The organism is uncultured Shewanella sp., from assembly GCF_947497935.1.
Taxonomy (GTDB): domain Bacteria; phylum Pseudomonadota; class Gammaproteobacteria; order Enterobacterales; family Shewanellaceae; genus Shewanella.
Genome location: NZ_CANMIO010000002.1, coordinates 126,214 through 140,672, shown reverse-complemented (window position 1 = coordinate 140,672; position 14,459 = coordinate 126,214). Strand labels below are relative to the sequence as shown.

The 14,459-nt window shown below is 45.6% G+C and carries 16 protein-coding genes; 9 read left to right on the top strand and 7 right to left on the bottom strand.

Annotated features, from left to right (window positions below):
• Positions 1–223: 223 nt before the first annotated feature.
• From Q1A86_RS02825 to Q1A86_RS02815, 3 genes are all read left to right on the top strand, one after another.
• The gene (locus Q1A86_RS02825) at positions 224–1,468 is read left to right on the top strand and encodes a hypothetical protein (RefSeq protein ID WP_299802771.1); all 1,245 of its coding nucleotides are present in this window, start codon (positions 224–226) and stop codon (positions 1,466–1,468) included.
• 128 nt (positions 1,469–1,596) lie between these two features.
• The gene (locus Q1A86_RS02820) at positions 1,597–1,791 is read left to right on the top strand and encodes a hypothetical protein (protein WP_299802770.1); all 195 of its coding nucleotides are present in this window, start codon (positions 1,597–1,599) and stop codon (positions 1,789–1,791) included.
• Between the two features lie 177 nt (positions 1,792–1,968).
• A complete protein-coding gene (locus Q1A86_RS02815; RefSeq protein ID WP_299802769.1) occupies positions 1,969–2,703 on the top strand; it encodes a hypothetical protein in 735 nt (244 codons plus the stop codon).
• An 83-nt stretch (positions 2,704–2,786) separates the two neighbouring features.
• Here the strand turns inward: Q1A86_RS02815 and Q1A86_RS02810 are convergent, their stop codons facing one another.
• A complete protein-coding gene (locus tag Q1A86_RS02810; RefSeq protein WP_299802768.1) occupies positions 2,787–3,674 on the bottom strand; it encodes a LysR family transcriptional regulator in 888 nt (295 codons plus the stop codon).
• A gap of 121 nt (positions 3,675–3,795) precedes the next feature.
• Here Q1A86_RS02810 and Q1A86_RS02805 point away from each other — a divergent pair, with 121 nt between their 5' ends.
• The gene (locus Q1A86_RS02805) at positions 3,796–4,443 is read left to right on the top strand and encodes a TetR/AcrR family transcriptional regulator (RefSeq protein WP_299802767.1); all 648 of its coding nucleotides are present in this window, start codon (positions 3,796–3,798) and stop codon (positions 4,441–4,443) included.
• A 12-nt stretch (positions 4,444–4,455) separates the two neighbouring features.
• On the opposite strand, the gene Q1A86_RS02800 is transcribed toward Q1A86_RS02805, so the two are convergent.
• Both Q1A86_RS02800 and Q1A86_RS02795 read right to left on the bottom strand, forming a co-directional pair.
• Positions 4,456–5,826: an ATP-binding protein gene (locus Q1A86_RS02800; RefSeq protein WP_299802766.1), complete on the bottom strand. Its 1,371-nt coding sequence runs from the start codon at positions 5,824–5,826 to the stop codon at positions 4,456–4,458.
• Positions 5,827–6,510, bottom strand: coding sequence for a response regulator (locus Q1A86_RS02795; protein ID WP_299802765.1), 684 nt, complete (start codon positions 6,508–6,510; stop codon positions 5,827–5,829).
• Positions 6,511–6,744: 234 nt separating this feature from the next.
• On the opposite strand from Q1A86_RS02795, the gene Q1A86_RS02790 reads away from it, so the two are divergent.
• The 3 genes from Q1A86_RS02790 (at position 6,745) to Q1A86_RS02780 (ending at position 8,951) form a co-directional block, all read left to right on the top strand.
• Positions 6,745–7,224, top strand: coding sequence for a Spy/CpxP family protein refolding chaperone (locus Q1A86_RS02790; protein ID WP_299802764.1), 480 nt, complete (start codon positions 6,745–6,747; stop codon positions 7,222–7,224).
• 150 nt (positions 7,225–7,374) lie between these two features.
• Positions 7,375–8,244, top strand: a complete 870-nt coding sequence (locus Q1A86_RS02785; protein WP_299802763.1) for a cation diffusion facilitator family transporter — start codon at positions 7,375–7,377, stop codon at positions 8,242–8,244.
• Positions 8,245–8,393: 149 nt separating this feature from the next.
• A complete protein-coding gene (locus tag Q1A86_RS02780; protein WP_367277872.1) occupies positions 8,394–8,951 on the top strand; it encodes a porin family protein in 558 nt (185 codons plus the stop codon).
• A 68-nt stretch (positions 8,952–9,019) separates the two neighbouring features.
• On the opposite strand, the gene glnG is transcribed toward Q1A86_RS02780, so the two are convergent.
• From glnG to Q1A86_RS02765, 3 genes are all read right to left on the bottom strand, one after another.
• Positions 9,020–10,429 carry a nitrogen regulation protein NR(I) gene (glnG, locus tag Q1A86_RS02775; RefSeq protein ID WP_299802762.1) on the bottom strand — a complete coding sequence of 470 codons (1,410 nt, stop codon included), beginning with the start codon at positions 10,427–10,429 and terminating at the stop codon, positions 9,020–9,022.
• Positions 10,430–10,446: 17 nt separating this feature from the next.
• Positions 10,447–11,487: a nitrogen regulation protein NR(II) gene (gene glnL, locus Q1A86_RS02770; protein ID WP_299802761.1), complete on the bottom strand. Its 1,041-nt coding sequence runs from the start codon at positions 11,485–11,487 to the stop codon at positions 10,447–10,449.
• Between the two features lie 152 nt (positions 11,488–11,639).
• A complete protein-coding gene (locus tag Q1A86_RS02765; protein ID WP_299802760.1) occupies positions 11,640–12,185 on the bottom strand; it encodes a DUF4124 domain-containing protein in 546 nt (181 codons plus the stop codon).
• A 191-nt stretch (positions 12,186–12,376) separates the two neighbouring features.
• Between Q1A86_RS02765 and Q1A86_RS02760 the strand changes: the two genes are divergently transcribed.
• Together Q1A86_RS02760 and Q1A86_RS02755 are read left to right on the top strand one after the other, a co-directional pair.
• A complete protein-coding gene (locus Q1A86_RS02760; protein WP_299802759.1) occupies positions 12,377–12,958 on the top strand; it encodes a type II secretion system protein in 582 nt (193 codons plus the stop codon).
• Between the two features lie 58 nt (positions 12,959–13,016).
• The gene (locus tag Q1A86_RS02755; protein ID WP_299802758.1) at positions 13,017–13,655 is read left to right on the top strand and encodes an MliC family protein; all 639 of its coding nucleotides are present in this window, start codon (positions 13,017–13,019) and stop codon (positions 13,653–13,655) included.
• Between the two features lie 104 nt (positions 13,656–13,759).
• Here the strand turns inward: Q1A86_RS02755 and Q1A86_RS02750 are convergent, their stop codons facing one another.
• On the bottom strand, positions 13,760–14,437 hold the full coding sequence (locus Q1A86_RS02750) for a type 1 glutamine amidotransferase domain-containing protein (protein ID WP_299802757.1): 678 nt from the start codon (positions 14,435–14,437) through the stop codon (positions 13,760–13,762).
• Positions 14,438–14,459: the final 22 nt, after the last annotated feature.

Genomic DNA, 14,459 nt, shown 5'->3' with positions numbered 1-14,459 from the left:
CCCATTAAAGCTGCGCCACGGACGGCGTGTCTGTGACCATTTTTGCTATTTTCTGTGTTTTATAAATAGCCTTTATTTTGATTTGTGTTTTTAGCCGTGATTGTGAGCTATACAACATTGAATGTTGTTTATGTTGAGCTTGCTAGTTTTTTGGAATTAATTCCATGTTTATTATTTCATTTAGGAAAAGGGGTTACTTATTAAAAATATTAAAGGGTGATGTATGAGTTTTAAATTTTTGTTCGGGTCTTTGTTATTATCAAGTAGTGTTGTCGCTGCAGATATTCCTGATTTTCTCGATAATAATGATATTGAGAATGCGCAATTTCAGTGTTTAGGTGACTCACCTCAATATAGTGCGAGAGATCAAAAGTATATCGATATCCTATGGGATGAAACGCTATCTTATTTGCAAGCTTATGCAGTGGCGTTAACCAATGATCAAGTCAGTGGATGCCTAAACTCTGATACTGCCATGATAGATTCAACCGAGGGTGGCCAGCATATGTGTGTGATGGATCGCCGCGACATGAAGTTGATGGTGAAGAATATCTATCAGGTGCTAAACAATGCAGATGAGGCGAAAAAATGTTTTGGCGCACGTGAAGATGTGAGTTGGATTTATAATCCCGGTGGTGAGTTAACCAAGAACTCCCCGGTTGCTCAGCATTTTAATCGCACAACCTTTGCTGAGTTCTTCGATAAAAAAGTGACCGATAAACAAGTGAAGCAATACGGTGAAAGCTTTACTAAAAACTTCTACAAGATGGTAACTGGTGATGAAGTGAAAATGCCAGCCGTCTTCCCCTATGACATTAGTGCCAACTCTTTACCAAACCTATGGGCTGCAGCGGGCTGGTTCCCTATGTACGCCGAAGAGAGCAAGCGCAACGATAAGAACTTTAATAATATTCGTGGGGGTTATGCCTATGCCGAGATCTTCGGTCATTGGGGATTACTGCGTATCGATGAGATTAACGGTGAAAAAGTCGGAGCTGAGGTTGGTATGACGGTTCAGTCAGTCGATACCTTATATCCGTTTCATAACCATGCGATTTCAGAGATGTACTACAACATGCGCGTGCCTGCTTGTGCCAATCAATTCAAGACTATTGCCGTGCGTGAAGATTCACCTCTAGTTAAGACGGTGAAGGAAGACGATACCATGCGCCGTGTGCAGTTTGACGAAGGTCAGCATAACTCACAAACCATGTGGTTATCCGGTAGCAGCGAGCAAGATCCCCTTATCTACTTCCATCAAAATACTATTCATGCATTCGATGTCGATGGCAGTTGTGAAGCCAAACCTGAAGAGCGTGCCATTGTATCGGTTTGGGCCCGTAGTAATGCCAATGATAAGCGTAACGATTATGGCACCACATTGCTATGTGAGTCGGCTGAAAATCCAGGAACACCAGCTAAACGTGGTGAAGTCATTCAGTGCGATTTAACTAAGTTGAAATGGTAGTCAATTTATAAGTATGGGTGGTAATGACTTTGCCACCTCTTCTAACGTCGTCGAAATATAAATTGTATTAATATGATAACGTTGTACGTATTAACGCAATTTATATTTAATTGAAATGGATATTTGTGATGAATAAATTAAATGTATTAATCCCAGCGTCAATCTTGATGGCATTTGCAAGTCATTCCGCTGTTGCTGATGATTTAAATATCGGTGGTTCAGTTAGAGCCAATTACAGTTATAGTGATTACTCTGAGTCTTCAAAAGATAAATTAGGTGATTTTGATTTTAATTTATTTTCTATTACTTTTTCTGATAAATAGAATGATATTGGCGTTAAAGCTGAATATCGGTTTTATGATGGATATGATCATTTAAAGTATGGGTATGCTTATTGGGATGCCAATGAAGACCTTACAATAAGCGGTGGTGCTATCAGCAAACCCTTTGGTAATAATGGGTACGCGTCCCATAACTGGTGGTACAGCCTGAATTACTATATGGGGTTTGAGGATGATTATGGTCTAGGTGTGAGCGCTCAATATCAAAATGGTAGTTCATTAACCGAAGTCGCATTCATTAAAAATGCCATCTATGGCTCTACAGATCATCGGGATTTTGCCGGTACAGTCGCTAAAGGTACTGTAGGTGATACCACCTATAACAACGAAGAGACCAATACCTTTGCTGGTCGTCAAAGCTTTACCTTAAACAGTGGTGATTTGACTACGATTATCGGCGCTTCTATTGAATATGGTCAGCTTTATAACTCAGAATTTGGTGAGAATGGCGACACGCTTAATTACGCCGTGCATCTTGATCTGAATTATGACGGCTGGGGTTTCCAAGCCCAGTATTTAGCATTTGATTTCGATCAGTATGATGATGGTAAAATCGATCCTAATAAGATAGGTATGGGCATGCTCGATGGTTTTTACGAAGTCGCGAGCAAGGGGAATATCTATACCGCTAACTTGTCTAAAAGTATCGGTACCTCTTGGGGGAGTCTAACGCTATACAATGATTTTAGTATGGTACAACCAGACTTTGAGGAGTTTGACGATTCGATACTTAATTCCACAGGTGTTTCATTAAGCTATGGACCAGTATTCGTTTACGTAGATTATTACTCTGCAAAAAATGTGCTTTGGCTCGGTGGCAACAGCCTTGGGTTGACCCAAGCTAATGATGATTGGGATCATCGCTTCAATATCAACTTAGCTTACTATTTCTAGTTAAATCCAGTCATAACTGCTTAGCTGAAAACTGATAAAAAATGCCAACGAATACGTTGGCATTTTTTTGTACTAAAACTTCTTTAGCCCAGTAAATAGGCTTGGGGGACTTCACCAAGTTCATGCGCGTTGGCTTTAATCAAGTTGATCAGTTGATTAGTCGCTTCCGTCTGCGTTTCTGGGTTGAGATACAGTGACTCATTAAAAGGCGGTAGCGGCGGAATGTTATGCTCAATCGGATCGATGATCTGCATCTTATCGCTGATACGAAACTCAGCAATAGGGGCGATAACGAGATCATTCTCCACCGCCATACACATGGCTGCAGGTGAAGGTGTCGATAGCAGAACGCTCATGGGACGCATGGAGATCTGGTGATTGGCAAAAACCTGAGCACGGATCGGACAGTTTTCAGGGTACAGTGCCATAGGCACGGTTTCGCGTTTATGGGCACTGCCACCTTTTGCGGCAACCCAATGAAAGCGGCGCTCAAATAGCAACTCGCCATGGCCAGCTGCAGGGGCTTGCCAATGGGTAGCGACAATCACATCGAACTCGCCATTATGTAGCCGCTTATAGAGGTTGCCACTGACATCGGTGTCTATGACTAACTCAATACAGGTAAATTCACGAATAAACTCTAGCAGGCAACTGCCTAGGTAGCGATTGATATAATCTGTCGGCACTCCGAGTCGTATGACTTCACGATTTTGACAATCTTTTAGCTCGTCGATCGCTTGAGAACTGAGCTGCAACATCTTATAAGCGTAGTTAAGCAGCGTCTTACCTGAATCAGTCATGGTCACACCTTTGTTATCTCTAAGTAACAAAGGTTGGCCGACACTCTCTTCTAGCTTCTTGATTTGTAAACTTATAGTCGATTGGGTTCGGCAAAGTTTCTCAGCCGCCTTGGAAAGGTTTCCACATTCAACTACAGCAATAAAGCTTTCTAATAGTTCAATTTTTAACATGGGCTATTGAGTTTATTCATGATGCTATCAGTATTACTCAATACCCTGATGTTACCTAGGTTGCTACCTTATCAATGTGAACTAAATTTCAATTGATTGTTAGATTTGTGAAGAGGTCGACATGAGTAACTGGCAACAGCGAGAAAGCTACTTAACAGAAATTGCAGAGCGGTGTTTACGTGGTCACAAAAGCTTTGATCTGCGCCGTTCCCACTTAGTTGAGGCGAGTCAGATCTCTAAGGGCACAATCTATAATCATTTTCCCAGTGAGGCTGACTTAGTTGTGGCGGTGGCGACTGCACACTATAAAAAACGCCTTGAAAGAGCTGCGATCGATGATGGCTTATATCAAGACTATCTCTGCCGTTTTTTAATGCATCATTGTTGGGGATTACGCGATGATCTGTTGTATGACCGCTTTATCATCTCGCGAGTGATGCCTAACCCCGAACTGCTGGAACAAGCGAGCGAGGACAATCGCGAAGCATTCGAACAGGTTTATGGGGAGTATGTTCGATGGAATAACGACCTCATAAAGGCCGTTGGGGTAGTTGAGGGGTTTAACCGTGCCGAGCTTGTTGCCAACTACTTGCGCGGCGCACTGATTAACAGTGATGATGCCGGTAAGCAATATGACGACGCGAGTCTGTACTACCAATTTAGCTATGCGTTATCCCAGTTGATGGGGCACTCAAATAAGCGCATTCCAAAGCAGGCGGATTATGCCAGCTGGCTTGCCCGGCTTGAACCTGCAGCAAATGCAGCTTAGCTGATGGAGCGCTTACTGTAGAGGCAAGTTAATGTAGACCTTTAACCCGCTAGTTGGTTGATTGACTGCGGTGATCTTACCTTGATGCGCCTGTATTGCAGCCTTGGCTATCGCCAGACCCAATCCCCAGCCGCCAGACTCTCTCTCTCGCGCCGACTGTGGGCGATAGAAAGGTTTAAAAATCGCTTCTAGGTCCGCTTCTTCACTAATGCCTGGGCCATCATCGATAATCTCAATCTGTATACCGTTGGCACCTGCTGTCGCTTGAATCGAGACCTGAGTATTGGCGTAGCGAATCGCGTTGCGCAGCAGGTTCTCTACCGCTCTAGATAATGGCCTAGGGTAAAGCGGTAACACGATAGATTCATCGATGTCGATATGCAGCTGCTTTTGCTGTTGCTGGGCTTCAAAATCGGCATCGTCTAAGACTTGGCTTAAGGTTTCGGCCAACTCAAGGTTACGTTTATTCTCGTTGGCATTGAGCTTCACACGAGACAGCTCTAACAGCTCGGCAATCATCTGCTCGAGTTGATCGGCTTCGTACTCAATTCGTTCCATCTCAGGTGTTTCTTGCCCTTTCTTACGACTCAGTGCCAAAGAGAGCTTGAGTCTTGTCAGCGGGGTGCGCAGCTCATGAGAGATATCGCTAATCAGCCTCTGTTGGCTGTTAACTATATCCTCAACAGAGTCGGCCATAACATTAAAGGCTTGGGCCAGTTGACCTATTTCGTCGTTACGCTTAACCGTTGCCATGTCGACTCGGCTGCTTAAATCACCATCGGCGAGTGCATCGGCGCTGCGCTTAAGTGAGCGTAGCGGCTTGCCGAGATGCCAGGCAAATAAGCCACATAGCAGGCCAGATAAGATAATGGCAATACTTAATGTGAGGATCTTATTGTCAATAAAGAAGAAGAACCAAGGCCTTGGGTGGTGCTCTGGTAAACGTCCGTATAGGCTGTAAGGCTTACCTTTTATCTCAAAGTTATAGGGGCCGAAAATCAGCTCATCCCTAAATTGATGTTTAATTGGGTGGCCGGCTTCATCGGCCATTAGCATAAAGCGCCTCAGTGAACGAGACTGTTTATGGCTATTGAGCACCTTGCCATACTCATCGACTAAATAGATGCGGGCTGGGCGACCTTTAAACTCTTTAAAGCGGCTCCAGTGTTTGAGCTTGTCTGAGTCTAATACCTGTGGGCTTTTGCTTATGCGTTGGGCGCTCTTCTCAAGCATGCGCTCGAGAGGCGTTGGTAATTCAGATTGATCATGGTTCTGCTGTAATAACGGCAGCATGCCGATAAGGGCGATGATCAAAGAGCTACACAGCCAAAAACCCAGCAGTAGCTTAACGAAGATATTATTGGGGTTTTTTGTTAGCTGCATTTAAGGTAACCAGATATAGCCTTTACCACGAATGGTTTTCACTCGAGGGCGGCCATCATCTCGTTCCGGCATCTTCTTACGCAAGTTAGAAAGATGCATATCTAAGCTGCGGTCGAAAGGCATCAACTTCTTACCTAGCACCTTTTCGCTTAAGGCCTCTTTACTCGCGAGCTCACCGGCATTTTTGACGAGTTCAAACAGCAGGCTGAATTCGGTTCCTGTGAGTATGATGAGCTGATCTTGGCAGTGTACTTCTTGGCGAGCGGGATCTAAATTGATGTCACCGTACTGGTGGGTCGGTTGTGGCGCTTCGTTTGGTTGAATATGAGTACGACGAATAATGGCACGAATACGCGCAACCAATTCACGATCGTTAAAGGGTTTTGGCAGATAATCGTCGGCGCCTATCTCTAAGCCCACTACGCGATCGATTTCATCGCCACGAGCGGTGAGCATGAGTACTGGAGTTTGTTTTTTACTGCGCAGCGCACGTAACACCTCGAAACCATTGAGTTTCGGCAGCATTACATCGAGTAAAATGAGGTCAAATTGCTGCTCTATAGCCAGATCGAGCCCGGACTGACCGTCATGGGCCAAAGTTAGCTCAAAACCTTCAAGCTCTAATAGTTGTGCAAGCAATTCAGATAGACCTAAGTCATCATCTATCAATAATATACGGCTCATATTTACCTTCTAAATGTACCCTTACTACGGCGAGTATACTCTGTTTGGTGTCAATTGCGGTTTAGGAGTGTAATTCAACGTAAAGATCTCGTTATTCTACGTCATAGCAAAGATATTTAAGCAGCTTTACAGAGCTTTACGCTATATAAACCCAACATTACATTGAGCCTACTAAACTGATAAGCGTCAAATCAAGCTTAGCAGTGCTGAGCAAATTTAAATGAGGCTACTTTGATGAAAAAGAATACGTTAAAAGCAGGTTTGCTTGCCATAGTGGCCAGCAGTGCATTACTTACAGCTGGTGTGAGTGCTGGTGAAAATAACCACGGCTCGCACGATGGTAAAAGCGGTTACCACCAGATGAAAGGTGAGCGTGGCGGTCATCACGACATGCGCAAGATGTTCCGTGGTTTAGATCTAACAGATGAGCAGAAGACTGAAATTAAAGCCTTGTTCACTGCACACCGTGACGAGATGAAACAGAACCGTCCTACAAAAGAGCAGCGTACGGCCCAGAAAGCGCAGATGCTAGATTTTATCACCACCACCAACTTCAGCGAAGGTGCAGTGAGACAGGCACTGGCTGCTAAGCAAGAGGCGCGTCAACAGAAGGCTGTGGATATGCTGAAATTGCAAAACCAAGCCTATCAACTGCTAACGCCTGAGCAGCAAGAGAAGTTCAAACAGCGTTTTGCTAAGCACCATAAAAGATAAGTCGTTTTATGTTCCCAATACCAATCAACCCAATAGTTTTTATCTATTGGGTTGATTGGTATTAACTTGAGGCTAATCATCAGTTTTTTCCTCAAGTTTGTTATAAACTTAGGATCTGTGTTTCCCTTACTCAAACAGTAAACAGATTTTATGAATGGCACTTCCCAATACGATTTCTGGGTTAAGTTGGCCAGCCGTGCTGCGGTTGCGACAGCCTTAACCCTTATTATCATCAAGCTTGCGGCATGGATGTATTCTGGTTCGGCCAGTATGTTGGCATCTTTGACTGACTCTTTTGCCGATGCCTTGGCCTCAATCGTCAATTTCATTGCAATCCGTTATGCCATAGTACCTGCCGATCAGGAGCACCGTTATGGTCACGGTAAAGCCGAGCCTCTAGCCTCGCTTGCGCAATCAGCATTTATTTTAGGCTCAGCATTTTTGCTGTTTTTCCATGGTGGTGAGCGCCTGATTAATCCGGTAGAGGTGAAACACGCTACCTTGGGTGTGGTTGTGTCAATTATCGCGATAGTGCTGACTTTTGCCTTGGTGATGCTACAGAAAAAGGCCTTGGCGGCAACCTCAAGCACAGTTGTCGAAGCTGACTCCTTACATTACAAGTCAGATCTATTTTTAAATGCTGCGGTATTACTGGCGCTAATTTTGTCTCAATATGGTTGGTGGTGGGCCGATGGTCTATTTGCCGTGCTGATTGCGCTATTTATTGGTCAGCAAGCCATTGGTCTAGCCTACCGCTCGGTGCAGTCACTACTCGATAGAGAGCTTGATGATGAGACCCGAGAGAAAATAGCTGAAATTGCTAAGCGAGATCCTCAGGTGAGAGGGATCCACGATTTGCGTACTCGTGAGTCGGGTAAGACTATGTTTATTCAGTTCCATTTAGAACTAGACGGCGACTTGAGCTTACATCAAGCTCATAAAATTGCCGTTGAGACCTCGGAGCGGGTGCGAGCTGAGTTTATCGAGTCTGAGGTGATTATTCATCAAGACCCAGTGTGATTGGGTTGCGGTATTGTTGCCCGCTTGTTGCCGGATCTGGACTGATTTGATCGGGTAGGGTAATAATCGGACTTGTTTGTATCACTTTGTATCGACTGTTATTTTCACTATGCTAGATTGCCTTTATCAAAAAACGATGTAAGGGAATCATGATGAAAAAAATACCATTGGTAGCGCTCGCTATAACCGCAATGACAGCTTCAGTTATGGCCAATGCTGCAACTGACCGTACAGGCTTTTATGTGGGCGGTGAGTTAGGGGCTGTTTCTGCGAAAGCTGAAGGCGAGACTGAGTCTGGTCAAAGTTACGGTGTTTATGGCGGCTACAATTTCAATGAGTGGTTTGGCTTAGAAGGCACGCTTTACGCAACAAACGACTTGATCGACAATCAATATGCCAGTGTCAATGCTGCTGCTTTTTCAGTGACCCCCAAATTTACATTGGTATTAAATGATACTTTTTCTTTGTACGGCAAAGTGGGGATCTCCTCTGTTGCTGTTGTGATTGATGCCCCGTTTAGCGACATCGATTATTCAGGCTTTGGTATTACACTCGGTGCCGGTGTTAATGCGGCATTAACTGAAAGCTTAAACCTTAGACTGGGGTACGATTACACCCCGACAGACTTAGATTCTGACGACTTCGGTGCTGAAGATTTTGATGTCGATTTTTCTAGAGTGACACTGGGTATGCATTACCAGTTTTAACGCTTAGTTTGATGAAAAAGGATACCCATAGGTATCCTTTTTTATTATCTATTATTGGCGCTAAACGGTTAGTCCATTTCTAGCTCTTTTAGCTTTCTAGTTAGAGTATTGCGTCCCCATCCTAGGCGTTTAGCTGCTTCCTGTTTATGACCATTGGTATGTTGAAGGGCGGTTTCCAGTAAGATGCGCTCAAACGTAGGTTGCACTTCGGTAAGCAGATCACTATCACCGTTACTGAGGCGCTGATCGATAAAGCGCTTTAATGCGCCTTGCCAGTCATCACTGTCATTGCTTTGAGTTGAACTCAGCTTAGGTTCTTGCAGCAGCTCTGGTGGCAAGTCCAGTGGCAAGATCTCCTGTCCTGAGGCCATGACCGTTAACCAGCGGCATGTGTTTTCAAGCTGACGCACATTACCCGGCCAAGGGAGCTGCGACAGTTTGGTAGCGGTTTCCTTGGTCAGCACCTTAGGCTCAACGCCTATCTCTTTGGCGGCGATCACCAGAAAATGTCTGGCTAACTGCGGGATATCCTCTCGACGTTGAGACAGGGGCGGCAAGTGCACACGAATGACATTTAAACGGTGGAACAGATCTTCACGGAAATCGCCTTGATGCACCAGTTGCTCAAGATCTTGATGGGTTGCGGCTATGATGCGTACATCCACCTGCACAGGAGAGTGGCCACCGACGCGATAGAACTGACCGTCTGCCAAAACCCGTAATAATCGAGTCTGCACATCAAGGGGCATATCGCCAATTTCATCTAAAAATAGTGTGCCGCCATTGGCTTGCTCGAAGCGACCTTGGCGTACGCTACTGGCGCCGGTAAAGGCCCCCTTCTCATGACCGAAGAGTTCGGATTCGATCAAGTCCTTGGGGATCGCCGCCATGTTGATGGCGATAAAGGGTTTACCTTTGCGTGGACTGTGTTTATGTAGCGCGCTAGCAACCAGTTCTTTACCCGTACCCGACTGACCGTTAATCAATACGCTAATGGAAGAGCGAGAAAGGCGGCCAATGGCTCTAAAGACCTCCTGCATGGCAGGGGCTTCGCCGATAATTTCTGGTGTGGCGACTATCGGCTCGGCGGCGGTAATGGTCGAGGACTGCTCTTTGGCGTGAGTCAGTGCCCGATCGACTAAGGATATGGCTTCATCGATATCGAAAGGCTTAGGCAGATACTCAAAGGCGCCCGCTTGATAGGCACTGACTGCGCTGTCTAGATCCGAGTGGGCGGTCATGATGATCACCGGAATATGCGGATAGTGATTCTGAAGTCGCTCTAGTAGCGTCAAACCATCGGTGCCTGGCATGCGAATGTCTGAGACTATCACCTGAGGTTGCGCCATCTCTAAGGCGTCCCATAGTGACTCGGCTGCGGCAAAGCTCGCGCAGCTAAATTTAGCGCTCTGTAGTGCTTTTTCTAGTACCCAACGTATCGAGCTATCGTCGTCGAGGATCCAAACTTGTTCTGTCATCGAGTGTTTTCCTCTGATTAACTATTGATAGGTAAGGTAATGGTAAATTCTGTGTGGCCGGCAGTTGAGTCACAATCGATGCGACCACCGTGCAAACGAGCAAAGTTATGGGCGATGGATAAGCCCAGTCCCGAGCCTTGCTCTCGTCCTGTGACCATCGGATAAAACAGGGTATCCATAAGCTCAGGTTGAATGCCCGGGCCATCGTCGATAATCGACAGCATCAGCACCAATTTGTGGCGCTTGGTGCCTATGGTGACTTGATGTTGAGTACGGGTTTTAAGGCGAATGTGGCCACCGCTTGGCTCTAAGGCCTGTACTGCGTTTTGTACAATATTGAGAATGGTCTGCTGTAGCTGATCCGGATCCATCTCGATATCAGGAATAGATGGGTCGTAATCCTGAGTCAGCACAATATTGTCTGGCAGGGTGACGTTGATCAGCTTGACGACCTTTTGGATCACTTCATGGATATTGTAGAGGCTATGCTGAGTGGGCTTCTGTGGGCCGAGCAATCGATCGACTAAGTTACGCAGTCTATCGGCCTGCTCTATGATGAGATCGGTAAATTCGATGAGTTCGGGCTCTTTTAGCTCGCGTGATAGCAGCTGTGCAGCCCCACGTAATCCACCTAATGGGTTCTTAATTTCATGGGCAAGATTACGCACTAAATATTGCGCCGCCTGCTGCTGAGCATCTTGGGTTAACTGCTGGTGAATGCGTCGCTGTTGATCGACTTGGCGCAGCTCAATCAATGCTAGATTCTTTTCTTGCTCAAGAGGCGTCAAGGTGACATCTACCGTGTGTTGCTGACCGTCTATAGTCACTAAAGGCACGGTATTGATGCTCAGACCTTGGCCGTCGCAGATAGCGAGTTTTAAGACTTGAGGGTCAACGCCGAGTAGTTGGTAGTGCTCGGGTAACGGCTGCTCTGTCAGCCGATTGCTGCCGACACCGAGCAGTTGCTCGGTAGCGGTATTGACGTAGAGTAACTCAAGCTCTTCATTGATAACGAGCACAGCCGTTACTAAATGATTGAGCAATAAATTTGTATCCATCAGCTACTCCGAATTATGCAAATGCACCTGTTTGGGCATTTCAGTCGATTACAACACTATGTTGCACCAAAGTGGTGCAGCGTGCAACTGGACGTCATCGGAATGTAGACTAAGTCAAAGTAATCCTAAGTTTTTATATTCAAAGGTTTTTACTAATTATTTCTAGGCTGAGGCCTAACAGCTTTAGGTTGATTTAAGCTCGTCCGATGAAGAAATACCTTTCTGGGAGGAGTCGTTGCAAGTTGTTTGCCGTTTTTGCTCAATACCTTAATCACAAAGCTGTGTTCGCCGCGATCGATATCGCTGAGCTTAAAGAGACCGCTTTTCTGCGCACTTCCTAATTGTTTGCCATCCATGTAGAGGGTGAACTCGTGGGTTGGCAATAGCTGCGGGTCGCTATTGGCTATAAGGGTGATCTCGCCTTCATTGCTGCGAATAGTCTCTTCTTCACTCGGTGAGGCGATATTGAGTTTGTAACTCGCTTTATCTGTGTCAGCAGAAGCATTGAGATTAGGTAGGGCGATAGGATCGGGTAATTTGATGCTGTTTTGGGTGTTTTCATTTAACTCGACCACTTCGGCATTTTTTACCGGCTTGTCAGAGAAATGAACCTTGCCATTTTCATCGACCCATTTGTAAACGGTTGCATGAGCCAAGGTTGTGGCTAACAACAGTAGTAAAACTAAGCCTGCACGCATCGTGACATCCTTTGTTACGGGGTGGTAATCACTCGAAGAGTAGCTGTTTTTTTATAGAAAAGCATCGACTTTATTATTGATGAAATAAGACTAAAGTACCTAAGATGAAAATTTGCTATCTTTAGGGTTAATATAAATCTTATTAGGTTTATCAGAATATTAGAGCTTAAAAAGCCATGGAAAGAGATCGTATGAGATTAATTAAGAGTAAAGAGGGCTTCACTCTAATCGAACTAGTGGTGGTGATTATCGTGCTGGGGATCTTAGCTGTGATTGCTGTGCCTAAATTTATCGATTTCAGATCCGATGCCGATACCTCAGTGTTAAAAGGTATGCAAGGTAGTTTAAAGTCGACGCGTGATCTGGTGGCGGCGCAAATAGCGCTAAGACCTGAAAGCCTCAATAATGCCCAGAGTCGTTTTACCTTGGAAGATGGCCAGAGTATTCGGGTGAGGGCTCACTATCCTGATGGGCGTTGGAACAGTACCTTCGCTCATTTAGTCGATTTTGACTCAGTGACTTTTGTGACTTCGAATCAGTGTACCGACTCTAACTCTGACACTGCTTGGTGTGCTCGTAACCGTGGTTTAGGCTGGTTTACTCAAGGGGGCTATACGACATCGACAGTGGGCCGTGGCTTCGTCATTTTCCCTCGGGGTAACAATCTTAATAACGACCGTTGCTATCTGTACTACTTTACTCCAAATGATAGTAATGTGACTAAGATGGGCGTGCTTCCTAGTGTGGAGTTAGATCTTACCGATTGTGGTTAAACTGCTAGTTGGCAAAGGTAGAAAAGTGCTAAAAGCGAGTTTTGAGAGAGGGAAATAGATGCAGAAATATATTTTGGCAACCGGCCTAGTCTTGCTAACAGCCTGTGGTGCAGCGACGGAGCAAAATGCTGAGTCAGCTAAAGCTGAGTCTGCTAAATCTAAGCCGGCCGAGGCTCACACAAGGATGACTCCGAGCTTCGATTGCGCTAAGGCGCAAGGGCAGGTTGAAACGTTGATCTGTCATGACGCCGAGCTAGCCAAGCTAGATAGAAAGATGGCGCAGATTTATGAGGCGGCGCTAGTGAATATTCCTGCGTCAGAACAGCCTAAAGCGATGCAAAGAGGTTGGATTAAGGGTCGTAATGATTGTTGGAAGGCGCAAGATGTACGTGAATGTGTGCTACAAAATTATCAAAGCCGGATCATTGAGTTGCAGATCCAAGCTGGACAGTTAGAGGTACCTGCTGCAGTCATTTTTGATTGTGGGGATCGGCCACAGATCAGCGCGGCATTTTACTCCCAACTAGACCCGGTAACTGCGGTATTTACTTTTGGTAAGCAACAGCTACTTGCAACTAATGTTCGCAGTGGCAGCGGCGCGAAATACCAAGGACGTAACTTTGAATTTTGGGAGCATCAAGGGCAAGCTAGCGTGCAGTACTTAGGTGATAAGTATCAATGTGAGTTGCGTAAATAACCCTGATACGGTCAGAGAGTTACAGTTGCATTGAGATTAGCGACAGCCATAAATAAAGCAGCCAGCAGGCTGCTTTTTTACTAAGAGGATTATTAGCGTTAGGCTTACTTCAGCTGCTTGATGATCTCATCGGCGACAGCTTCGGAGGAGGCTGGGTTTTGGCCAGTGATAAGATTGCCATCCACTGCAAGATAGCTGTTCCAGTCGTCGCCCTTGGTGTATAGCGCGCCGTGAGCTAGCATCATATCTTCCACTAAATATGGCACTATTTCTGTCAGCTGTACGGCAGCTTCTTCACTATTGGTAAAGCCGGTGACTTGTTTGCCAGCCACTAACGGCGTGCCATCGGCGGCTTTAACATTTTTCAATGCACCCGGTGCGTGACACACGAGACCCACAGGCTTGTTAGCTTGATAGAAGGCTTCTATTAATGCGATAGAGTGGGCATCGTTAGTCAAATCCCATAGCGGCCCGTGACCACCTGGATAAAATACAGCATCGAAATCGGCTTGGTTTATTTCGGATAATACGTGAGTGGTGGCCAGTAGCTGCTGAGCCTGTTGATCTTGATTGAATCTATCGGTCGCTACGGTTTGAAAATCAGGCTGCTCACTACTTGGGTCTAGTGGTGGTTGCCCGCCGGCAGGCGAAGCTAAGGTGACATTAAAGCCACTGTCTTTAAAGCGATAAAAAGGACTGGCAAATTCTTCTAACCAAAAGCCTGTTTTTAGGCCTGTGTCGCCAAGTTTGTCGTGTGAAGTCAATACCATTAATACGTTCATATTATTGTCCTTTTTATCTGTT